Below are 22,313 nucleotides of genomic sequence, written 5' to 3'. Positions count from 1 at the left end.
GAAGTAAGGAGAAGAACATGCTAACAGACTCACATACTCATTTGAATGCGGAACAATTTCAGGAAGATCAGGACGAGGTTATACAACGTGCACGTGAAGCCGGTGTTACTAGAATGGTGAATGTTGGCTTTAACCGTGAAACAATTCCCAGTTCAATAGCGCTTGCTGAAAAATACGATTTTATCTATACAACAGTAGGTTGGCACCCTGTAGATGCAATTGACATGATGCCAGGAGATTTGGAATGGATCGAATCGCTGTGTCAGCACGAAAAAGTGGTGGCAATTGGAGAAATCGGGCTTGATTACTATTGGGATAAGTCGCCTAAAGATGTACAGCAGCGAGTTTTTCGGGAACAAATCAGGTTGGCGCGAAAGCTTCAAATGCCGATTGTGATTCATAACCGAGATGCGCATCAGGATATTTTGACTATTTTAAAAGAGGAGAAGGCAGCTGAAGTTGGGGGGATCATGCATTGCTTTTCGGGGAGCTGGGAGACGGCAAAGCAGTGTTTGGATATGAATTTCCATATTTCCTTCGGAGGCCCTGTCACTTTCAAAAATGCAAAGCAGCCCAAGGAAGTGCTGGCGCAGGTTCCTTTGGACCGCTTACTCATCGAGACGGATGCTCCTTATTTGACCCCGCATCCTTTCCGCGGCAAGCGCAATGAATCGGCTTATGTTCGGTTGGTGGCTGAAACGGCCGCGGAAATCAAGGGCATAAGTCTGGAAGAACTTGCAGAAATAACGACAAACAACGCCATTGCCTTGTTAGGTCTCAAGTAAAGCATTTTTTGCAAATTTTCGTCGTAGAAAAACTCCGCAGCTGAGCGAGATAAAGAGGAAGCCGATGAGCGGCACGACAATGTAGATAAGTGAAGATCGAATCATGAACGGAATCGAAAGCATACATAACTCTAGCAGCAAGGCTGACCAAATGATGAAGGCTAGGGAGCCGGCTTTCAACTGACGGTTAAGCGGGTACATGTCGAGCCAAAAGGTATAGCGGTGTGAACGCTCAAGTGGCGTTAGCTGAACCATGGAAATAATCAAAGCGATAAAGAAGATGAGCAGTCTCGCGGTACTGCTGCTTGAAACGGCGATGGCTAATGTGCCTAGTAAGGATATACGTAGGACAATCGCGAATAGCTCCGTACGTAGAAATGTTTTCATATATATGTAGAGATAGGCAGCATCCTGTTTAAAAGGAATAAATCTTGTGACCCCGCTGATCCAGCTTCGGCGGGCTATTCGCGTTCCCAATTGCGGAACATCCACGAACCAGTTGAAAAAGGCATATAGTCGTGCCTGCTGCTGCCTTTCCTTCGCAATGAGATAATCCCATCCGATGTAGTATTTGGATACGTAATGCGTAGCTGTTAACCAAGCCAGTGTAAGTACAAGAGCGGCTCCGCTTGCCCATAGAACGCTTGTCAGAAATTGCAGAGATATCAGGACGGCTGTTGCCAGCCAGCGGAAGCTAACAGAAACCCTTCTTGCCCGCTCATGAGTGAATCGGCTTTCTTGCCAGCTCGCCAATAAATGGCCTACCTTCATTAATAGAAGCAAGGCAAGCATCCATAAGAAATGCTGCTCATCGCGACCAAGGCAGTGATGATACAAGGGCCATAGGACGACCCATGCCAGAAATGTCCAGAAGGCTTGCAGCACTAAGCTGTACATGAATCCGCCGCGGAAGTAAGGACCCATCTGATGTTCAACGCGCAGCAGAAACATACGGTCTGCACTTCTGGCTAGAGTGCGAATGGGGCTTGAGGCTAACAAAGGTACCAGCAGCAAAAGGACGATCCACAGATAAGGATAATCTGTCGGAAGGCGCTGTAGTATTTTTGCATAATAATAGGAAGAAAGGATGACAAGAAATAGCAGGAAGCCAAAAAAATTGCTGCGCGCTGCATATTGCAGGTAACCCATGGATTCCTTCATATAATGTTCAAATCTCTTCTGCCATAGGGCACGGGTATCCATGTCCATCGCCTTCATACCAATTCTCCTTTTACAAGCTTATAAAAGATGTCGTCCAATGACGCTTGCTGGAGTCCTGTCTGCTGACGTAATTCGACTAAATCGCCTTGGGCGACCATATGTCCTTTGTGCAGGACGACATAGTTATCGCAATATTTTTCAATCGTAGACAAAATATGCGAGGATATGAGAAATGACGCGCCGCGCCGCTTCATTTTGACCATCAACTCCAGCAATGAGCGTATGGCTAGCGGATCGAGCCCGAGAAAAGGCTCATCAATGATGTAGAGAGAAGGTTCGATCAGGAATGCGTTCATGATCATGACCTTTTGCTTCATCCCTTTGGATAAATGGCTTGCAAAAGAGTTGAGCTTGTCCTGCATGTGGAACTGCTCGAGCAGCGCTTGTGAGCGGGAGAGATAGTCATCCTTCGTTAAGCCGTAAGCCATGGCGGTTAACTCCAGATGCTCACGAATTGTAAGCTCTTCATATAGCTCTGGACTTTCAGGCACATAAGCGTAAGTGGCACGGTAAGGCAGTGGATCTTCGGCCAGCGTCAAACCGTTAATTTTTATAGAACCCCTTTGTGGTTGAAGCAGTCCAAGGATGTTCTTGATGGTCGTACTTTTTCCTGCGCCGTTCAAACCAATTAATCCCATCATTTCACCTTGACGGATAGAAAATGTGAGGTCGTGAAGAACAGGTTTATTTGGTAAATATCCCCCGAATAAAGCGTCAACTTGTAATATGGGACCCATCTCAGTGCCTCCCTAAATAGCTAATTATTGGAATTTAGATACGTGTTTCATACCTGATAATTATAAACAAATTTAGTTTCGAAGCCTAGTTTAAGAGTGAAAACACGAAGAAACTTAGTATTCGTACGTTATAATGAGTTAAATGTAGATAAAAGGTGGTTTTATTTTAAAAATAAGCTATTTTTAATCGATTTAGCCCTTTTTAGTAGGTGTTAATCCCTTTACAGGCAGAGATTAACAGCGTAATATACTTTTCATAATAACTTAATAACCAATTTGCCATTTTTCCATTCGCTGAGTTCCAATTATGGGAACGGGGGAACCACTGTTAACTTATAAAGCGGTATCGCTGACGAAGTAAACAGAGTGAGTAACAGGGGTGAATCTTGGACGTTGAACGAAAGTTTACGTCTGAGTAGGGCGACTCTCACGTCCGAATCCGTCAGCTAACCTCGTAAGCGTAAGAGAGGTAACGATTGTCGTGCGTGCTATTTGTGTATTTTTACTATGCAAACTAAGCCAGCGAGAAGAGTCCTCTTCTTGCTGGCTTTTTGTCCCCATAAGGACCTTTAACTGTTTCGGACGACTAATCGTAACCCGGAATTCATAGGATGATGAATAGCAAAGCGGGGTGGGACGACCAGAACGCAGCTGTTTCCAAACAACTGCTGATGGACGACACGTTAAGTTAAATTAAAAACCTTAGTCGCGTCAAATTTAATCATGCTGTAACCTGGCGGCGAGGCTTTGAAGGAGGACCGAAGAAGTGGGCAGTATCTCTTTTAGCGAGACCCATGTAAAACGATCATCCAGCATGTCCTTCGCATTGCGATGGAAGCATGAAAACTTGCGTTTGATTTTAAGCCTGGCTATAATCTCAATCGCAATGACTTTCATGTTTTTGGTGTTGTTGTACGGTACGGCTACCAAGAGCGTATCCGTGGTTGTGAATGGACAAGAAACCGTTGTGCATACGAAGCAATGGGTCCTGCAACGCCTACTGGATGAACAAGCCATAACGATTGGTGAACACGATGAAATATCTGCAGACCCTACGGCTACAATCAAGGGCGGGGACAAATTCGTCATCGAACACGCTTCTCCAATTCAATTGACTGCTGATGGAAAGACCACCACTGTTTACACAACTGCAAGAACGGTTGAAAGTGCATTGCAACGTTTACATATTGCACTTGGGGAGCACGATAAGCTGACTCCCGAACCGACAGCCTCTTTGGGATCAGGCGATGAAATCAAAATCGTCCGTGTGAAAAAAGAGACGGAAGAAGTAACAGAGCCGATTGCATTCGACACGGAAAAGAAAAATGATGCATCGTTGCTTAAGGGTAAAGAGCAGGTCGTTCAAGAAGGTAAAGAGGGCGTACTTCTGAAAAAGAAAGAGAAGACTTACGAAGATGGCGTATTAGTTGCAGAAGCTGTTGTAGGTCAAGAAGTACAGGAACAAAGCGTTAAAAAAGTTGTGTCCGTTGGCACGAAAAATCCCGTTGTCGTTCTATCGGCATCATCCCCTAGTGTGGATGAGGTCTCTAAGAATGGTGTGACATTCGGGTATAAACAAATCCTCAAGAACGTGAAGCTCACGGCTTATTCAGCGGGAGCGGATTCGACAGGGAAAGCCGAAGGGACTCCTGGGTATGGGAAGACCTATACAGGAACGACAGTTACTGAGGGCAGAACGATTGCGGTAGATCCGAAAGTTATCCCACTGGGATGGTGGGTTTACATTGAGGGCGTTGGTTTCCGACGTGCTGAAGATATTGGCAGCGGTGTGAAAGGCCAAATGATCGACGTCTACTTTGAAGATCATGGCTACGCCAATAAATTCGGAACGAAACAAGGGTATACGGTCTATGTCGTAGGACCGAAAAAGCCGTCTGAAAATTAACGTGTAAACGTCTGTTTCAGCGGGAACAATGTCAATATACGTTGCCAGGCAAGCAGCCTGGGCGAAAGAAGAGGGAATCCCTCTTCTTTTTCTGCGTACTGGGAAGGGAATCGATTATGATTAAAGAAGTCATCGTCGTTGAAGGCAAGGACGATACGGCCGCTATTCGCCGAGCCGTCGAGGCGGATACGATAGAGACAGGCGGCTCAGCCATCGGGCAAGCCGTATTGAAGCGCATAGCCCTCGCGCAGCAGCGCAGAGGCGTCATTATATTTACGGATCCGGATCACGCAGGTGAACGGATACGGAAGATTGTGGCAGCCAAGGTGCCGGGCTGCAAGCATGCCTTCATCACGCAGGCGCAGGCCGAGTATAAGGGCGACATTGGCGTCGAGAACGCAGCGCCGGAGATTGTCCGTGAGGCGCTCCAGAACCTGCGGACAGAGTACGACGGGGCTGTCTCGCAGCTTACGATGGAGGATCTCATAGCAGCAGGGTTGATCGTTCATCCGGAAGCAGCTTCCCGGAGGCTCGTCGTTGGCAATGCCCTTGGCATCGGCTACTGCAATGGCAAACAATTTTATAAGCGATGTGCGATGTTCCAGATCTCGCGTGAGGAATTTGAGGCAGCCTTGGAGCATCTGGAACCGAAGATATAGGGAAAGTGAAGTAAGGTGCGAGAGTGGAATTCAGAATTCAGAACCTATAGATAAATGAGGGCTACATAATGACTATACCCGGCAATGAAGTGATTGTAACAGCGGAAGATGTTGCAACACCCAGTAAAACGAAACAAATTATAAAAAAGCACAATCTTGTGCTCAAAAAGAGTCTGGGCCAGAACTTCCTGATCGACCAGAACATCCTGGGCAAGATCGTTTCGGCTGCGGAGCTTGGGCCTAACAAGGGCGCATTGGAAGTCGGCCCTGGCATCGGGGCGCTCACCCAGCAGCTGGCCAAGCTCGCAGGGCGCGTCTTGGCCGTGGAGATCGATCAGCGTCTCCTGCCTATTCTAGGCGAGACGCTGGAGCCTTATCCCCATGCGAGTGTCGTGCATGGCGATATTTTGAAGACGGACCTGCCGGAGTTGTTCCGGCAGCATTTTGACGGGCTGGATGGCGTCAGTGTTGTCGCCAATCTGCCCTACTACATCACGACGCCGATCATTATGAAGCTTCTCGAAGAGAAGCTTCCCTTGGAGAACATCGTCGTGATGATCCAAAAAGAGGTGGCCGACCGCATGGCGGCTCGCCCGGGCACCAAAGATTACGGCAGCCTCAGCATTGCCGTACAGTTTCACTGCGAGCCTGAGCTTGTCACGATCGTGCCGCGTACCGTCTTTGTGCCGCAGCCGAACGTTGACTCTGCCGTCATCCGGCTGCGTGTGCGCAAAACCCCGCCGGTCGAAGTGGCGGACGTGGACTTCTTCTTCGCTGTCGTCCAGGCGTCCTTCGTCCAGCGGCGCAAAACCTTGTACAACAACCTCGCTGCGAGGTTCTTTACAAAAGAAAACAAATCGGAGCTGGAAACTCTGCTCCATAGCATCAACATCGAGCCTTCGCGCCGTGGCGAAACGCTCAGCATGGACGAATTCGCGCGCTTGTCGACTGCGCTTCGCGCGCACGGCTGTAAATAACCCGCACCAAATGCCCAGCCCCGCCATAGGATAACCCATGGAGGGGATTTGTGCGATGAGGCAAGGTGATTTTGTAACCCGTAAATCCTATGGCGGCGACGTCATGTTTAAGATTGAACGTATCGATCAACTGAAGGCAGTCCTACGCGGCGTCGATTACCGATTGCTTGCGGACGCGCCTCTAGTGGATTTAACATTGAAGAACCTGACAGAGTCGATGGACCACCCCAGGTCGAGTTCGCCTGAATTTCGCGAGTCATTGCGAAGGCTGGCGGTTGCGCAAGTGCAGCTCCAGGAGAAAAACCAACTCTCGGTTGCCCATACGCAGAAAGTGAACGCGGGATATTTTGAAGTCCCGGGTAAAGTGCTGCATTTAGACGGAGATCCGACTTATCTACGCAAGTGCATGCAGCTCTATGGTGAACTTCGTGTGCCCGCTGAGGGCTTCTATGTTCCCGAGCCCCAGATGGCCGACGCACTCCACCGGCTGCTTCCGCAAATTAAGCCGGATATTGTCGTCATCACAGGGCATGACGGAATACTTAAGCATCGCAAAGCAGCTGGGCCAGGCGGGTTGTCCAGTTATAAGAACTCGCAGAACTTCGTGAACGCGGTTCAAATAGCGCGGCAGTATGAGCGCAATCGCGATGCGATGATTATCGTGGCCGGCGCTTGCCAGTCACATTTTGAGGCTTTGCTTCGAGCTGGAGCCAATTTCGCCAGCTCGCCGGCTCGCATTCTCATCCACGCGCTGGATCCGCTGTGTATCGCCGCAAAGCTATCCTATACATCCGTGAAGGATACGATTTCGATGTTGGATATTATGGATTTGACGGTGACGGGACTTGATGGCTTAGGTGGTGTAGAGACACGAGGGAGCTACCGAATGGGTGTTCCCGGCATTCAACATACAGATGAGCATGCGTAAATCTTTGCTCAGTACATGATTTTCTTTTAAGGACACTTGTCTGATACTTCTCTTTTCCGAGAGGGTAGCAGGGGAGTGTTCTTTTTTTATTGGAAAAGTGTGAATAATTTGCGAACTTTGGAGACAACCTGTACAATGGGGAATTCAGAAATTAGGCGAAAATGCCGTTGACAACTGGATTATGGTGCTGATATAATATTTGACCCTGTTTGACATGCTTGTCAGGATGGGTTATAATTAACAAGGAAAGAGGTGGTAGTTGACAATGGCAAAAAATGCGCTGTTGGAAATCAAACGCAGTTTGGAGCCCCACGTCGGGCAGAAGATCATGTTGAGAGCGAATGGTGGCCGTCGAAAGACAGTCGAACGTTCCGGTGTTTTAGAAGAAACCTACCCTTCTGTGTTTATCGTGAAGCTTGACCAAGAATCACACGCCTTTAAACGAGTGTCATACAGCTACGCCGACATTCTTACCGAATCTGTTGAAGTTACGGTTTGTAATGATGATGGTCAGGTTCGTATCACCTATATCCAACATTAAGCTTAATAAGTTTCTATAATGAGCAGACCCTAGGGTCTGTTTTTGCATTTGAATGGTCTTGGTGCGTCTGGGCATACTAACCTTACTTTACGCTTACGCTGCCAGCTTTGTTCGATCAAAGCTCAGACTAAGCTCAGGAAAAGGAGGTTTTTTGATGAGTCGCAGAAGAGGTGTTATGTCCGAAAGTTTTAAAAATGAGTTGGCGAAAGATCTGGGGTTCTATGATGTCGTTCAGCGCGAGGGTTGGGAAGGAATTCGTACCAAGGATGCCGGGAATATGGTGAAGCGAGCTATTCAGATTGCAGAAGAACAGTTGGCGAAGCAGTATGTAGCCTCAGCGCCGCCGGTTACGCAAACCTCATACGGGCAGAATGGCTTTACGCAGCCAAGCTTCTCACAGGCGCCAATGTACAATCAGCGGGTTGTACAGTCTCAACAGCACTATGGACAGCAAACGCAGGCTTTTACACCTTCCTATAGCTCTCAAAACACGTACGCCTCGTCTTCGCCTAGCGGTCAGTCACAAGCGGGCTGGAATCCTATGACATCAGCTACCCAACAAGCGGGGCAAGGCGAACGGCGTCCCTACTACAGCTAAAGCGAATGCTTTAGCTTTTTTTTTGCGCTTTTGTTATAATATTTTAACGGCAAACGAGCAAAAGAAGGTGATCCTGATGAAGATTTTTGAAAAAGCACCGGCTAAAATTAATTTATCCTTAGATGTTTTACATAAAAGACCAGATGGTTATCATGAAGTAGAGATGGTCATGACGATGGTCGACCTGGCTGATCGGATTGAAATGCAGGAGCTTTCGCGGGATACGATCATTATTTCCAGTCAAGCGGGCTATATTCCGTTGGATGAGAAGAACTTGGCCTTTCAGGCTGCGCGACTTATCAAGGATCGCTATGACGTCAAGCAAGGCGTCTACATTCATTTGGATAAAAAGATTCCCGTGGCTGCAGGACTTGCAGGGGGCAGTAGTGACGCGGCAGCAACGCTTAGGGGTTTGAATCGGCTTTGGAATTTAAACATCCCTATGGAGGAGCTGCAGGTGCTTGGCGCTGAGCTTGGATCGGACGTGCCCTTTTGTGTGACGGGAGGGACGGCTGTCGCCAGAGGGCGCGGAGAAAAGCTGGAGCCAATCGTCTCGCCGCCGCAATGTTGGGTTGTTTTGGCCAAGCCTCCCATCAATGTGTCCACGTCGGAGATCTACGGCAAGCTGAACGCTCGTGAGATCAAGAATCACCCTTCAACGGCGAATGTCATGAAGGCGATTCGTGAGAAGCAATTCGATCAGCTCTGCGGCAACCTCGGCAACGTGCTGGAGGAAGTAACGCTCGACCTGTACCCGGAAGTTAGACAATTGAAAGATTGCATGCAGCGTCTCGGCGCAGACGGCGTGTTAATGTCCGGAAGCGGGCCGACAGTGTTCGGCCTTGTCTCCAAGGAAGCGAAAGTTCCCCGTATTTATAATGGGCTTCGAGGATTCTGTAAGGATGTTTATGCGGTGCGGATGTTGACCTAGCATGTGGAGTTGTGTGCGAGGGGCCCGAAGGGGCTCTTTTTTAACGGAGTGGACTAAGGGGCAGCGCTTAATGTAATAGAATGATAAAGCCGTCAGGCTCATGCCTAGGCGGTGCTTTTTTGTGGAAATATTCACCTTCAGGGAGTATTTTCTGCCATGTTAGCATTGTGTTATGTGTATGTTAAGTTAATTTTCATGTGAAGCTTGAATAAATACGTATAAAAGTGGTATATTTTCTTTATATTATTCGGATTTTTGGGGGGTAGTGCGATGAAAAAGTTGAAAAGGAGCGCTAGGCTGGTAGAAATGACGCAATACTTGTTATTTCGCCCCCATTCGTTAATTCCTTTAACGACTTTTGCCGAGCGTTACAACTCAGCGAAATCCTCGATCAGTGAGGATTTGGCGATTATTAAAGAGGTTTTTGAAGAAGAAGGACTCGGGGAACTGCAAACGCTTGCGGGTGCAGCCGGCGGCGTGAAGTTCTCACCGAAGGTACCGAAGGAAATCTCGTTGAAGTTCATTGGGCAGCTCTGTTTGCAGCTGCAGCAGCCTGAACGGATCCTGCCAGGCGGTTACTTATATATGTCCGATATCATGGGGCAGCCCCAGTATTTAAATGAAATTGGTAAAACGTTCGCATCTGCGTTCGCAGGGCGTGATATCGATGTGATTATGACCGTAGAAACGAAAGGCATTCCGCTCGCGTACGCGACGGCTACTTATATGAATCTACCCGTTGTTGTTGTTCGCAGGGATAATCGGGTAACAGAAGGCTCAGCCGTAAGCATTAACTATGTTTCTGGCTCCAACAAGCGTATTCAGACCATGTCGCTTGCAAGACGCGCCTTGAAAGAAGAATCCAAGGTGCTTATCATCGACGATTTCATGCATGTTGGCGGAACGATTCACGGCATGATGGATCTGCTGGCGGAATTCAAAGCCTCAGTCCAAGGGGTTGGCGTCTTCATGGAATCTGTGGAAGTGGAAGAACGCTTAGTGGATCAATACGTATCACTATCCCGATTGTTTGGCGTCGATTCCAAGACCAAACAAATCACGGTAGAGCCAGGCAATTATTTTGATAGTAAAAAAGGAGACGCGTAAAACGATGGAATTCATCTCAACAACGGCAGCACCTGCTGCTATCGGACCTTATTCACAAGCTGTTAAGCTCGGTAATATGCTGTTTACTTCAGGACAAATCCCGCTTGACTTAGATGGGCAAATCGTACAGGGCGGCATTAAGGAGCAAGCTCATCAAGTGTTTGCCAATTTGAAAGGCGTGTTGGAAGCAGCGGGTACTTCTTTCGATCAAGTTGTGAAAGCGACCGTTTTCCTCAAGGACATGAATCAATTTGCTGAGCTGAATGAGATCTATGGTACCTACTTTGATGATCACAAACCGGCTAGATCGACTGTCGAAGTGGCTAGATTACCACGTGATGTTTTTGTCGAAATAGAGTTAATTGCTGTGATTCCTGTCGAAATTTAACAGTAACATTAAGATTGTATAAAATTATCGAAAATTTCAAAAAAATAAGAAGGAATTTGCACAACGATGTGGAATATTACACCCAAGTCTCAGAGATGGAAAAAGGTGGTGAACACAAGTGCAAATTACAGATGTAAGGCTCCGCCGGGTCAACTCCGAGGGGAGGATGAAGGCAATTGCTTCCATAACTATCGATAATGAATTCGTAGTACACGACATACGTGTTATCGATGGGAACAACGGTATGTTCGTAGCGATGCCAAGCAAACGAACGCCGGATGGGGAGTTTCGAGATATCGCTCATCCAATTTCTTCTACGACTCGTGAGAAAATTCAAGCTGCGGTATTGGCTGAATATGACCGTGCAGCGGTAGAAGAAGAGGTTATTGAAGAAGGCGCATAATGTCTAATAATTGAGAGGGCCCGTAAGGGCTCTCTTTTCTTTTTGGGGACTTTGGTGCTATATTTGGTAAAGAACTGTTAACTACATCATTTAGGCAGAAATCATACAGCTATTTATAATAAAGGGGTTGGATAGTCTTTGAAACTCATGGCGATTGTGTTGGCGGCAGGACAAGGTAAACGAATGAAATCGAAGCTGTATAAGGTGCTTCATCCGGTTGTAGGCAAACCGATGGTAGGGCATGTTGTAGATACCCTTCGGCAAATAGATGTAACAAGAACGATGGTCATCGTAGGATTTGGAGCAGAAGCCGTCCAGAACTACCTTGGAGATCAAGTTGAGTATGCACTGCAGGAGAAGCAATGCGGAACCGGTCATGCGGTCCTTCAAGCGAAGGATTTGCTCGGTGATGAAGACGGGATGACAGTGGTCATTTGCGGAGATACGCCGCTAATCTCAGACGTAACGCTTAAGAATACGATAGAACTTCATCAGCGTTCAGGCGCGGCAGCTACGATCTTGACAGCGAAGCTCGATGAGCCGCAAGGCTATGGCCGTATCATTCGCGGTGAAGATGGCAGAGTTGCGCGAATAGTTGAACAGAAGGACTGCAGCAGCGAAGAAGCGGCTGTTCAGGAGATTAATACAGGGACATATATTTTTGATAACCGTAAGCTCTTTAAAGCGCTGGGCTCTGTCACAAACAACAATGCTCAGAATGAGTATTACTTGACGGATGTTATCGGCATCATGACGGAAGCGGGGGAAACTGTGCAAGGGTACTGCATGGCGGATGCTGCAGAATCTATCGGCGTGAACGACCGTGTTGCGCTTGCGGAAGCGGAGCGTTTGTTCAAAGCGCGCATTAACCGTGAACATATGCTGAACGGAGTTACGATTATCGATCCTGCCAACACGTACATCGAAAAGGATGTTGTGATTGGAGCGGACACCGTTCTGCTGCCGGGTACTATTTTGCGCGGGAAAACGATCATTGGCGAGCAGTGCACGATTGGACCTCAAACTGAGATCATCGATTCTGTCGTGAAAGATGACGTTACGATTAAGCAATCCGTTCTGCAAGAGGCTTATGTGGATAATGAAGCTAGCGTAGGGCCTTTCGCGTATTTGAGACCTGGAGCGGACATCGGGAAGCAAGTGAAGATCGGCGACTTCGTCGAAATCAAGAATGCGAAGCTGGGCGAGGGTACGAAAGTGTCTCACTTAAGTTACGTTGGCGACGCGATTGTCGGCACGAATGTTAACATTGGCTGCGGTGCGATTACGGTTAATTACGATGGATTCAATAAGAGTTTAACGGAAATCGGGGACGACGCGTTCGTAGGCAGTAATGTGAACTTGATTGCTCCTGTGAAAATCGGCAATGGTGCATACGTTGTCGCAGGTTCCACAATTACCCATGCTGTGAGCGATGGGGATTTGGCTATCGCGAGAGAAAGACAAACGAACAAACCCGGTTATGCGGACAAAATCAAAGGCCGGATGAAAGCGAAGAAAGAAAACAAGGCAAAAAAAGAATAGGAAACGTTAAATCTCCCTAACAAGGGGGAATTTGGATGGAATCTCTGAAGGATGGGTACGCTATGAACTAGCTGTTACCCACTTGGCGTTGTTTACGAAAGTAAATGAGCTAAGCAAAATTCTTAGGAGGTTCTTTTTCTTATGGCATTGTCACTGAAAGCGGAAGCCCGCAAGGACACAACGAAATTCGATATCAAACAACTGCGTGTAAAAGGCAAGGTGCCTGCGGTCGTGTATGGCAAAAAGGTGGCTGCGACGGTGATAACCGTCGACCAGAAGGAATTAGTGGCGCTGCTTCGCAAAAGCCCGCACGCTGTCATTGAGCTGGAGCTGCCGGACGGCGGCAAGCAGCCGGTTATGATCAATGAAATCCAGCGCAACCCGCTGAACCGGGAGCTCCTCCATGTTGACTTCCATCAAATCAATATGGACGAGCCGGTTAAAACGGTGGTCACGCTGGAGTTCATCGGGGATGCCGTGGGGGCGAAAGAGGGCGGTATCTTGCAAATTCAATTGCATGAGCTAGAAATCCGCTGCTTGCCGAGTGAGATCCCGGCATCGATCACTGTGGATATTTCGAATGTAGGAATCGGAGAAAATATGCTGGTTAGTGAGCTCAACGTGCCGGGCACGATTGAAGTGAAATCGGATCCGAACGAGCTTGTACTGACCATCCTGGCGCCTCAGAAAGAGGCTCCTGAGGATGTTGCTGCTCAGGGCAAAGAGGATAAGACAAGCGATGTTAGTGAAGAGACGAAAGAAGAGCAGACCGTATAGGCTTAACAAAGGGTACCCTCGCCGCTGCGCAAAGGGTATCCTTTGTTTTTCCTCTTTCTTCCGTTAATACCCGGGTCGGGAAACTATGAAGTGCGTATTTCTGTTATAAAACGTATTATTAATTTTAATAAAATGCGGGCTGTAAAATTCGATATAGCCTATATCCTTATGCAGATTTTGGTAGTATACTTGGACGGGAATACCGGCATCTATATGATCTTGAAAATGATGATCGCTTGTAAGTTGTTGACCGTTTAGATACATATTCGCTGTTTCACCCGCAATTATGAATTTGATGTTCACTTTAGTAACATATAGGTAAACAATAACCTTAAGATGCAGGTTACGCCAAGGATTTTTTAGTAAAAGGCTAGGAGGATCTGGAAAAAAATGAAATGTTTTATCGGACTGGGTAACCCGGGAAAGCAATATGAGATGAATCGGCATAATGTTGGGTTCATGGCGATAGACCGTTTTGCCGCCAAATGGGGGATAAACTCTTTTCAAAGTAAGGGGAAGGGACATCTGGGAGAGGGAAACGTGAACGGCACGAAAGTATTTCTATTGAAGCCGATGACGTATATGAATCTGTCCGGTGAGTCGATGAGAGCAATCTTGGACTTTTATAAACTGAAGGTGGAGGATGTCGTCATCATTTATGATGATATGGACACGCCTTTCGGGCAAATCAGGCTCCGTTATCAAGGGAGTGCAGGCGGCCACAATGGAATTAAGTCCATTATTCAGCATGCCGGAACTCAGAGCTTCAACCGCATTCGTGTGGGCGTGAACCGCCCTGCACCAGGCTATAATATCGCTGATTATGTCTTGGCGAACTTTTCCAAGGAAGAGATGAAGTCGCTTGATCAGGTGCTGGATCTGACCTGCGAAGCGATGTTGTCGAGCCTGGACGAGCCTTTCGAGAAGACGATGGGCAAGTTCAATAAATAAGTAAAACGGTTTGTCTCCAATCATCATATGCATGGTCCTTATTCGAAAATGACAATGGTACATTCGGCTAATTTCTCCGTAGAATGGTCATACTAGGATGTAATTGAATCGTCGAAGGAGGCATACATATATGATTAAGTACATTTGCAGGCATTGTCATACCTTTGTTGGGGAAATTAATCAAGCAATTACGGAGCAGCAACTCGGCTTCCATTTCTTGACCCCTGATGAGCGTAGAGATATAATATCGTATAACACGAATGGTGATGTTACGGTTAGGGTTGTTTGCGATTACTGCCGCGAGGCGCTGGAAGCCAATCCAGAGCTGTCGCTGCTGGCCAGTCCATTGCAGTAACATGATGTTTTCGCTGAATTAAAATGATGAAGATGAAGAGTTAATAGCCGAGGCAAGTGTGCCAAGGCTTCTTTTTGTGAGAGGAGTGTACTTGTTTGCAAGCTTTAATACAGGCTTTTTCTGCGGATACCGACTTTCAAACGATCGTGTCAGGCATCAGGTCCGAGATGAAAGAGCAGCTCGTTGCCGGACTTACCGGTTCCTCCAAGCAAGTGATGATCGCAACTCTTGCGCGAGAGCTAACGCGCCCGCTATTCATTGTTACTCATAATATGTTTGCCGCTCAAAAAATAGCGGAGGATTTGCTAGAATGCCTATCATCCGATGATGTTCTGCTCTATCCGTCGCAAGAGCTTCTGACAGCGGAAGAAGCAGCTTCCAGCCCGGAGATGCTGGCGCAACGTATTGACGTGCTCACGAAGCTGGCGGGCGGTTACCGCGGTATTGTGATTGCACCGTTCGCGGGCGTGCGCAGATTGCTTCCGATTAAGCAAGTATTCGAAGAATCTCGAATAACCGTTAAAGTCGGAGATACCATTCAACTGGATGAGCTTCTCAGCAGCTTGTCGAATTTGGGCTACGAACGTGTGGAGCGTGTGGAGACCAAAGGGGAGATGAGCGTTCGCGGCGGCATTCTGGATTTATTTCCTTTGACGTCGGAAAATGCGATCCGAATTGAACTTTTTGATGTCGATGTGGACTCTATTCGGACTTTTGATGTGAGTGACCAGCGGTCAATAGATAAATTAACGTCGATTACGATTCCGCCATGCCGTGAGATTCAAGCAGATAGAAAGCGATTACAATCTGCTGCCCAGCATGCGTATGAACTGCTGCAGGCTCAGCTGGAGAAGATGACCGACCGAACAGCCAAAGACAAGCTGCTTGAAGGGATCGGACACGACATTGAGCTGCTCCGCGAAGGGCAGACGTTCCCAGGCATTTATAAATATATTTCTCTTTTATATACGGAAAGACAGACCCTCATAGACTACATGCCTAAGGATGCTGTGCTGATTATCGACGAACCGGCTCGTTTGCTGGAGACAGCGAAGCAGCTTGAACGCGACGAGGCAGAGTGGATGATGCATGCGCTGACAGAGGGGAAGAGCTTGCCGGCTTTTGTGCTGTCCAAATCTTACGAAACGCTGCTGCACCGCAGACCGTTTCCAACGTTGTATCTCTCTCTATTTCTACGTCAGGTCGTTGGGATTCAACCGCAAAATATCGTGAACTTCGTCAGTCGTGTGATGCAAAATTTCCACGGGCAGATGAATTTGCTCAAAGCGGAGATGGAACGCTGGAAGAAAAATGGAGCGAACGTCATTCTACTCGCCAACGGCGAAGAACGTGCTGAACGGGTGAGGCGTGTTCTGAACGATTACCAGATCGAAGTGCCGGAAATTGTAGATGGGAATCTGCAAACAGGGTTTGAATTGCCTTCGATTCATTTGGTTGTCATTACAGAAGGCGAGATTTTCACACAGAAGCAGCGTAAAGCCCGTAAAGTCGAGAAGAAGCTGGAGAACGCCGAGCGGATCAAAAGCTATCAGGAGCTTAAAATTGGCGATTACGTTGTTCATGTGAACCACGGGATCGGGAAATACGTCGGTATAGGTACGCTCGAAGTGGGCGGTATCCATAAAGATTATCTGCATATCATGTATGCCGGCGGCGACAAGCTGTCTGTGCCGATTGACCAGATTGATCTGATTCAGAAATATGTAGGTTCCGAAGAGAAGGAACCGAAGGTTTATAAGCTTGGCGGAGCCGATTGGGCGAGAGTGAAGAGCAAGGCAAGAGCATCCGTTAAGGATATTGCCGATGAGCTGATTAAGCTTTATGCGGAACGACAGGCTACGACAGGTTATGGATTTAGTAAAGACAGCTCCTACCAAAACGAGTTCGAAGCCATGTTCCCCTACGATGAAACAAGGGATCAGCTTCGTGCAATCGAAGAAATCAAGAACGACATGGAGAAATCGCGTCCGATGGATCGCTTGCTTTGCGGCGACGTTGGTTACGGGAAGACCGAGGTTGCCGTTCGTGCGGCCTTTAAAGCGGCCATTGACGGGAAGCAGGTTGCGGTCTTGGTGCCGACAACGATTTTGGCGCAGCAGCATTATGAGACATTCCGCGAGCGTTTCTCCGGCTATCCTTTTAATGTGAGAGTGCTCAGCCGTTTCCGCTCCAAAAAAGAGCAGACGGAAGTCATGAAGGGTGTCAAAAAAGGAACGGTTGACGTTGTCATTGGAACACACCGATTGCTGTCACAAGATGTGCAATTCAAGGATCTGGGCCTGCTGATTGTCGATGAAGAACAGCGGTTTGGCGTGTCCCACAAAGAGAAGCTGAAGCGGCTTAAGACGAACGTCGACGTGCTGACGCTGACAGCAACGCCAATTCCAAGGACGCTGCATATGTCTATGCTCGGAGTTCGGGACTTGTCCGTTATTGAAACGCCGCCGGAAAATCGGTTCCCTGTCCAGACGTATGTGGTCGAATATGGCCCGACATTGGTTCGGGAAGCGATCGAGCGGGAGTTGGCGCGTGAAGGTCAAGTGTATTACCTTTACAACCGGGTTCAAGGGATTACGCAGATTGCCGATCAAATCTCGATGATGATACCGGATGCCCGTGTTACAGTTGCACATGGTCAGATGGGCGAGCAGGAACTTGAGAAAACGATTCTCGATTTCTTGGACGGAGAATACGACGTACTTGTCAGTACGAGCATTATCGAGACGGGTGTCGATATTCCGAATGTCAACACGCTTATCGTTCATGATGCGGATAAAATGGGGCTTTCCCAGCTGTATCAGCTGCGCGGGCGCGTAGGGCGATCGAATCGCGTTGCGTATGCTTATTTCACGTATCAGCGGGATAAAGTGCTTACGGAAGTAGCGGAGAAACGGCTTCAAGCGATTAAAGAGTTTACAGAACTTGGCTCAGGCTTTAAAATTGCGATGAGGGATTTGTCGATTCGCGGTGCAGGGAACTTGCTGGGTGCCGAACAGCATGGCTTCATTGCTTCTGTAGGGTTCGACCTCTACTCACAGATGTTAGCCGAAGAAATTGCAAAGCTGAAACTAGAAATAGATGGGGAAGCGACCATCCCGGAACCGGAATGGAACACTTCCATCGATATACAATTGGATGCCTATCTGCCATCCGACTACATCTACGACAGCATGCAAAAGATCGAGATTTACAAAAAAGTGGCCGCGATTCGCACGCTGGAAGAAGCGGCAGACCTGCATGATGAGCTCGTGGATCGCTTCGGAGATCTGCCGCAGGCCGTGTTTAACTTGCTGTCAGTGGCTCGCCTGAAAGCATACGGTGCGGAGTACCGAATTGAAACGATTAGCCAAAAAGGGGATGATTACCTAATCAAGGTGCATATTGACCAAAATGGCAGGCTGGATGGACAGAAGCTGCTTAATTTGTCCAAAGGCTTTGATAATCGGATCAAACTCAATGCAGACCCGCAGTTGCATATTGTTATTCGCTCCAAAGGTATGAAGCCAGAAGCTTCCATCGAGTTGGTGGAGCAGTTCTTGGTACAATATAAGGATGTTCTGAAAACGAAAGGGGAATTAAAGGATGTTGCCAAATCATACTAGCAAACGACTTTTTTCTAAAAAATGGATCTTAAGCATGGTAGCATTGCTTGTTGCATTTTCCGTACTAAGTGCTTGTGGAAGCAAAAAGGAGGGTGCAGCAACCGCTTCACCTTCCCCATCTGCAGCAGCAACAGCAACAGGTAATCCGGCTGACGTGATTGCGACTTACAAAGAAGGCGGCAAAATTACGCGCGGTGAATTCGATTCTTTCATCAACGTGAACAAAATGTTTTCGCCACAATTGGCGCAATTCATGACAGACCCGGCGTTTCAACAAGATATGTTGAAGCAAATGGTGACTTTCCGCGTGTTGTCTGCGAAAGCGGATGACAAAGTAAAAGCAGATGCTGACAAACAAGTCACTGAGCAAATGAAAGCTATCACGGATTACTTCGGTAAACAAGAAGGCGGAATGGACAAGCAGTTGAAAGACAACGGTATCGAACTGAAAGATATCGAATCTTTGATGAAAATGAGCTTCTACACAATGGGCAGCATGGAAAGCAAAATCACCGACAAAGCTGTTCAAGATTCCTATAACGAGCAAGCAGCTGCACATGCTTTTGATATCGCAACAGTCAGCCACATTCTGATCTCCTTGAAGGACGCAGCTACTCAAAAAGATCTGCGCACGAAGGATGAAGCTTTGGCAAGAGCGAAAGAAGTTAAAGGCAAATTGGATAGCGGCGGAGATTTCGCGGCTCTAGCGAAAGAGTATTCCGATGATCCAGGTTCCAAAGATGCTGGCGGTACGTACAAAGATGCAGACATCAACCAATGGGTGCCTGAATTTAAAGAAGCGGCAAGCACACTTCCTTTGAACAAAATTTCCGATCCAGTTGAATCCTCCTTTGGTTACCACGTGATGAAAGTGGAATCCAGAAGCACGAAACAACTTGATGACACGCTTAAAACACAAATCAAATCTCAGCTTGCGGAGAAATCCCTTTCTGAGTTCGCAGAGAAAGAATACCCGAACTTGATCGAAACGAATAATTTGCCTAAACCGGAAGCAAACCCAGCTCCAGCGGCAAGCCCTGCTGCAAGTCCAGCAGCTAGCCCTGCAGCAAGCCCGGCGGCAAAGTAAGAACTTACCAGGATGTCCGAATATGGACATCCTGTTTTTATTTGTTATTTTTGGACAACATAATCACAGCAGGGTGCAATGCAAAGCTACATAAAGAAAAATTCCTTAGCAGAAGCGACTGCATAGAAGATTGGGAAGTGAAGAATACTATGGATAGAATTCAAGTTCCCACCAAAACCCGATCTAGCATACAAGATTTCATGCTCCTGTCGTATCTAATTCTTGAGCGGAAAGTGAGGCATCTAGAGGTATGAAAGCAACTGGAATTGTCCGTCGGATAGATGATTTAGGGAGAGTTGTTATTCCCAAGGAAATACGACGCACACTGCGAATTCGCGAAGGCGACCCTTTGGAAATTTTCGTTGATCGCGATGGTGAAGTGATTCTAAAGAAATATTCGCCTATTGGAGAGCTCGGTGATTTTGCTAAGGAGTACGCAGAGTCGTTGTTTGAAAGTACGAATCATGTGGCCATGATTTCAGACCGAGACACGATTATTGCTATGGCTGGTGGGTCCAAAAAGGATTTCTTAGAAAAATCAGTGGGGTCCATTATTGAATCCTGCATGGAAAGCCGCAAACCGATTTTGGAGAGCAACTCCGGGCAGTTTGAGATTATCAAGGATATGAATGAGACGTTCTCTTCTTTTGTCGCTGCACCGATTGTGGCGGGGGGCGATCCAATTGGCTCCGTTATTTTGATCTCGAAAGACGAGAGTGTAAAAATGGGGAACATGGAAGTGAAGATGGTAGAAACAGCGGCTGGTTTTCTGGCAAAACAGATGGAACAATAGAGAAAATCATAAAACACAAAGGCTTCCTTACTGAGGTGATGTTCATCTGTAAGAGAAGCTTTTTTTGTCTGCAAAGAGCTATTTCGTTATAATACGTATATAGGTATCACATCAGGCAGAGGAGAAATAGGATGGGGGAAACCGGCAAGGGGCATCACATGGATCGCGAAGAGCTCCATCAGAATGCCGGAAAACAGGGGACAGCCAAGCTGCTAAAAGGGGCTGCGGTTCTGGGTGCGGCGGCTGTGCTTTCGAAGTTACTGGGCACATTGCAAAAAATACCGCTGCAAAATGTAGCGGGAGATGCCGCCTTTGGTATCTATAATGCGGTTTATCCGCTTTATATTTTGATTTTATTTGCGGCTACGGCAGGTTTTCCTGTCGCTGTTTCCAAGTTTGTGGCGGAGAGTGTCATTCACGGCGATCATCGTGAGGCGAAACGCATCGCCCGCATATCGGGAACAGTGCTGCTAGGCAGCGGTATCGTTTTGTTCGTGCTGCTTTATCTTGGAGCGGGCGAGATTGCTGGTTGGATTGGGATTCAGCAGACGGAGAAGGCGATTCGAAGCGTTTCCTTTGCCTTGCTTTTGGCTCCGACACTGGCGGTGCTGCGCGGTTATTTTCAGGGGTATCAAAACATGCTGCCAACCGCGGTCTCACAAGTCATGGAGCAGTTGATTCGGGTTATTACGATGGTTGCTTTACTGCTTTATTTGGCGGCACTTGCTTATGATGAAGAATGGATTGCGGCAGGAGCGACTTTCGGTTCCGTTACCGGTGCAGCCGCAGGGTTAGTGGTTATGTATGTATATTGGCGAAAAGCGATGCGGAATCTGAGTGATTCGGAGGAGCAGGAGGATGGAGGCAGTCCTAAAGCTCAGCCCCTGTCCACTCGGCAGTGGGTGAGACGGATAGCGGCTTATGCGATTCCTGTCTGCTTAGGAGCGATCGTGGTGCCGCTTCTGACTTTGGTCGACACGTTTACGATGCCGCGGCTGCTTGAAGCTTCGCAAGGCAGCGAGCTTGAAGCGATGCGGCAGTTTGGCTTGTATAACCGCGGCTTGCCGCTCGTCCAGCTTGTTGTGATGGTGGCCTCCTCGATGTCCGCTGTCCTTGTTCCTGCGATGGCGGATGCGAAGGCAAGAGGGTTGACTGATGTCATGCGCTCTCGCGCGGAAATGTCCATCCGGCTCTCATGGCTTATTGGTCTGGGCGCCTCGTTTGGACTCGCATTTGCCGCGGTGCCGATCAATATCATGCTGTATAAAAACAGCGAGGCAAGCCTAACAATGGCCGTGCTGGCGTTCACGGCCTTGTTCAGCACGCTGAACGCTGTCTCCGCCAGCGTGCTGCAGGGGGCCGGCGTGATTCACACGCCGGCGCAGGCCTTGCTCGTTGCCATCGTGCTGAAAGCACTCGGCAACGTCGTGCTCATGCCCCGCTGGGGCATTGAAGGCGCCGCGCTCAGCGCGGTCATCGCCTACGCCGCTGCGGCGGGGCTGAATCTGGTGCAGCTGCGCCGCTGCACCGGGGCGCGCTTCGCGCTGCGGCCGTACGTCATCGCACCCACACTAGGCGTGGTGGCGATGGGCGTCTGCCTCGCAGCGTTGCAGCTGCTGGCCATGCCCGCTGTGGCGGCATGGCACGTGCCTGAGCGATTGAGCGCGAGCGCAATCGCTTTGGTTGGGGTAGCCGGCGGCGCGGCCGTCTACGGGCTTGCGCTGCTGCGCAGCGGCAGCATCAGTCGCGAGGAGCTGCGGCTGATGCCGGAGCTGGACCGGAAGCTGGCGCCGGTCCTGGCTCGGATCTGGCCGGCGGGGCGTTCGGCCGGCCGGTAGGGCCCTGGCTTCTGTATGAATGAGCTGAAGTCTAAATCTTGCTGTATGTTGCACAACATACAATGATTTTGCCCTTAAACAGCAGCTCAGTGCTCCTATATTGTATTTTGTACAACGATTTGAGCAAAATGGCTGCATTTTATGGAGAAGCGCTTCAAATGGTTGT

General features: G+C 48.3%; 20 protein-coding genes, 1 pseudogene and 1 riboswitch. Of the genes and pseudogenes, 19 read left to right on the top strand and 2 right to left on the bottom strand.

What is annotated here, in order from left to right:
* Nucleotides 1-17 precede the first annotated feature (17 nt).
* Nucleotides 18-785, top strand: a complete 768-nt coding sequence (locus GON05_RS30165) for a TatD family hydrolase (RefSeq protein ID WP_127457124.1) — start codon at nucleotides 18-20, stop codon at nucleotides 783-785.
* Here GON05_RS30165 and GON05_RS30160 read toward each other — a convergent pair.
* Nucleotides 771-2,003, bottom strand: coding sequence for an ABC transporter permease (locus GON05_RS30160; RefSeq protein WP_127457125.1), 1,233 nt, complete (start codon nucleotides 2,001-2,003; stop codon nucleotides 771-773). The two genes, GON05_RS30165 and GON05_RS30160, sit on opposite strands and share 15 nt — an antisense overlap.
* Nucleotides 2,000-2,743, bottom strand: coding sequence for an ABC transporter ATP-binding protein (locus GON05_RS30155; protein ID WP_157324507.1), 744 nt, complete (start codon nucleotides 2,741-2,743; stop codon nucleotides 2,000-2,002). The genes GON05_RS30160 and GON05_RS30155 overlap by 4 nt, the downstream gene beginning before the upstream one ends.
* A gap of 282 nt (nucleotides 2,744-3,025) precedes the next feature.
* Nucleotides 3,026-3,219: riboswitch (cyclic di-AMP (ydaO/yuaA leader) on the top strand.
* Nucleotides 3,220-3,509: 290 nt separating this feature from the next.
* Between GON05_RS30155 and GON05_RS30150 the strand changes: the two genes are divergently transcribed.
* The 18 genes and pseudogenes from GON05_RS30150 to GON05_RS30065 all read left to right on the top strand — a co-directional run bounded on the left by GON05_RS30150 (nucleotide 3,510) and on the right by GON05_RS30065 (nucleotide 22,147).
* Complete coding sequence (locus GON05_RS30150; RefSeq protein WP_309491954.1) at nucleotides 3,510-4,649, top strand: ubiquitin-like domain-containing protein; 1,140 nt, start codon at nucleotides 3,510-3,512, stop codon at nucleotides 4,647-4,649.
* A gap of 116 nt (nucleotides 4,650-4,765) precedes the next feature.
* On the top strand, nucleotides 4,766-5,308 hold the full coding sequence (rnmV, locus tag GON05_RS30145; RefSeq protein WP_157324505.1) for a ribonuclease M5: 543 nt from the start codon (nucleotides 4,766-4,768) through the stop codon (nucleotides 5,306-5,308).
* Between the two features lie 68 nt (nucleotides 5,309-5,376).
* Nucleotides 5,377-6,285, top strand: coding sequence for a 16S rRNA (adenine(1518)-N(6)/adenine(1519)-N(6))-dimethyltransferase RsmA (gene rsmA / locus GON05_RS30140; RefSeq protein WP_157324503.1), 909 nt, complete (start codon nucleotides 5,377-5,379; stop codon nucleotides 6,283-6,285).
* Nucleotides 6,286-6,340: 55 nt separating this feature from the next.
* The gene (yabG, locus tag GON05_RS30135) at nucleotides 6,341-7,213 is read left to right on the top strand and encodes a sporulation peptidase YabG (protein WP_157324501.1); all 873 of its coding nucleotides are present in this window, start codon (nucleotides 6,341-6,343) and stop codon (nucleotides 7,211-7,213) included.
* 265 nt (nucleotides 7,214-7,478) lie between these two features.
* Nucleotides 7,479-7,754 (top strand): biofilm formation stimulator Veg, encoded by a 276-nt coding sequence (veg, locus tag GON05_RS30130; RefSeq protein ID WP_028557365.1) that lies wholly within the window; start codon nucleotides 7,479-7,481, stop codon nucleotides 7,752-7,754.
* Between the two features lie 154 nt (nucleotides 7,755-7,908).
* Nucleotides 7,909-8,079: pseudogene (locus GON05_RS30125) on the top strand (small, acid-soluble spore protein, alpha/beta type); the annotation flags it as partial.
* A gap of 349 nt (nucleotides 8,080-8,428) precedes the next feature.
* The gene (ispE, locus tag GON05_RS30120) at nucleotides 8,429-9,283 is read left to right on the top strand and encodes a 4-(cytidine 5'-diphospho)-2-C-methyl-D-erythritol kinase (protein ID WP_157324499.1); all 855 of its coding nucleotides are present in this window, start codon (nucleotides 8,429-8,431) and stop codon (nucleotides 9,281-9,283) included.
* Nucleotides 9,284-9,553: 270 nt separating this feature from the next.
* Nucleotides 9,554-10,390, top strand: coding sequence for a pur operon repressor (gene purR / locus GON05_RS30115; RefSeq protein ID WP_157324498.1), 837 nt, complete (start codon nucleotides 9,554-9,556; stop codon nucleotides 10,388-10,390).
* Nucleotides 10,391-10,394: 4 nt separating this feature from the next.
* Nucleotides 10,395-10,778 carry a RidA family protein gene (locus tag GON05_RS30110; RefSeq protein ID WP_157324496.1) on the top strand — a complete coding sequence of 128 codons (384 nt, stop codon included), beginning with the start codon at nucleotides 10,395-10,397 and terminating at the stop codon, nucleotides 10,776-10,778.
* 118 nt (nucleotides 10,779-10,896) lie between these two features.
* A complete protein-coding gene (gene spoVG, locus GON05_RS30105) occupies nucleotides 10,897-11,181 on the top strand; it encodes a septation regulator SpoVG (protein WP_028557369.1) in 285 nt (94 codons plus the stop codon).
* Nucleotides 11,182-11,319: 138 nt separating this feature from the next.
* The gene (gene glmU, locus GON05_RS30100; protein WP_157324494.1) at nucleotides 11,320-12,723 is read left to right on the top strand and encodes a bifunctional UDP-N-acetylglucosamine diphosphorylase/glucosamine-1-phosphate N-acetyltransferase GlmU; all 1,404 of its coding nucleotides are present in this window, start codon (nucleotides 11,320-11,322) and stop codon (nucleotides 12,721-12,723) included.
* A 141-nt stretch (nucleotides 12,724-12,864) separates the two neighbouring features.
* Nucleotides 12,865-13,500: a 50S ribosomal protein L25 gene (locus tag GON05_RS30095; protein WP_157324493.1), complete on the top strand. Its 636-nt coding sequence runs from the start codon at nucleotides 12,865-12,867 to the stop codon at nucleotides 13,498-13,500.
* Between the two features lie 390 nt (nucleotides 13,501-13,890).
* A complete protein-coding gene (pth, locus tag GON05_RS30090; RefSeq protein WP_127457137.1) occupies nucleotides 13,891-14,451 on the top strand; it encodes an aminoacyl-tRNA hydrolase in 561 nt (186 codons plus the stop codon).
* A 130-nt stretch (nucleotides 14,452-14,581) separates the two neighbouring features.
* Nucleotides 14,582-14,806, top strand: a complete 225-nt coding sequence (locus GON05_RS30085; RefSeq protein WP_145669352.1) for an anti-sigma-F factor Fin family protein — start codon at nucleotides 14,582-14,584, stop codon at nucleotides 14,804-14,806.
* A gap of 95 nt (nucleotides 14,807-14,901) precedes the next feature.
* The gene (mfd, locus tag GON05_RS30080; protein WP_157324492.1) at nucleotides 14,902-18,429 is read left to right on the top strand and encodes a transcription-repair coupling factor; all 3,528 of its coding nucleotides are present in this window, start codon (nucleotides 14,902-14,904) and stop codon (nucleotides 18,427-18,429) included.
* Nucleotides 18,430-18,463: 34 nt separating this feature from the next.
* Nucleotides 18,464-19,516, top strand: a complete 1,053-nt coding sequence (locus tag GON05_RS30075) for a peptidylprolyl isomerase (protein ID WP_221435278.1) — start codon at nucleotides 18,464-18,466, stop codon at nucleotides 19,514-19,516.
* A gap of 250 nt (nucleotides 19,517-19,766) precedes the next feature.
* Nucleotides 19,767-20,309, top strand: coding sequence for a stage V sporulation protein T (gene spoVT / locus GON05_RS30070; RefSeq protein WP_127457141.1), 543 nt, complete (start codon nucleotides 19,767-19,769; stop codon nucleotides 20,307-20,309).
* Between the two features lie 131 nt (nucleotides 20,310-20,440).
* Nucleotides 20,441-22,147 carry a putative polysaccharide biosynthesis protein gene (locus GON05_RS30065; protein ID WP_246239586.1) on the top strand — a complete coding sequence of 569 codons (1,707 nt, stop codon included), beginning with the start codon at nucleotides 20,441-20,443 and terminating at the stop codon, nucleotides 22,145-22,147.
* Nucleotides 22,148-22,313 lie beyond the last annotated feature (166 nt).

This window comes from Paenibacillus anseongensis (assembly GCF_009757995.1).
Taxonomy (GTDB): domain Bacteria; phylum Bacillota; class Bacilli; order Paenibacillales; family NBRC-103111; genus Paenibacillus_E; species Paenibacillus_E chondroitinus.
Note: the sequence above shows the minus strand (reverse complement) of the source record. Positions and strands in the feature narration are given on the sequence as shown.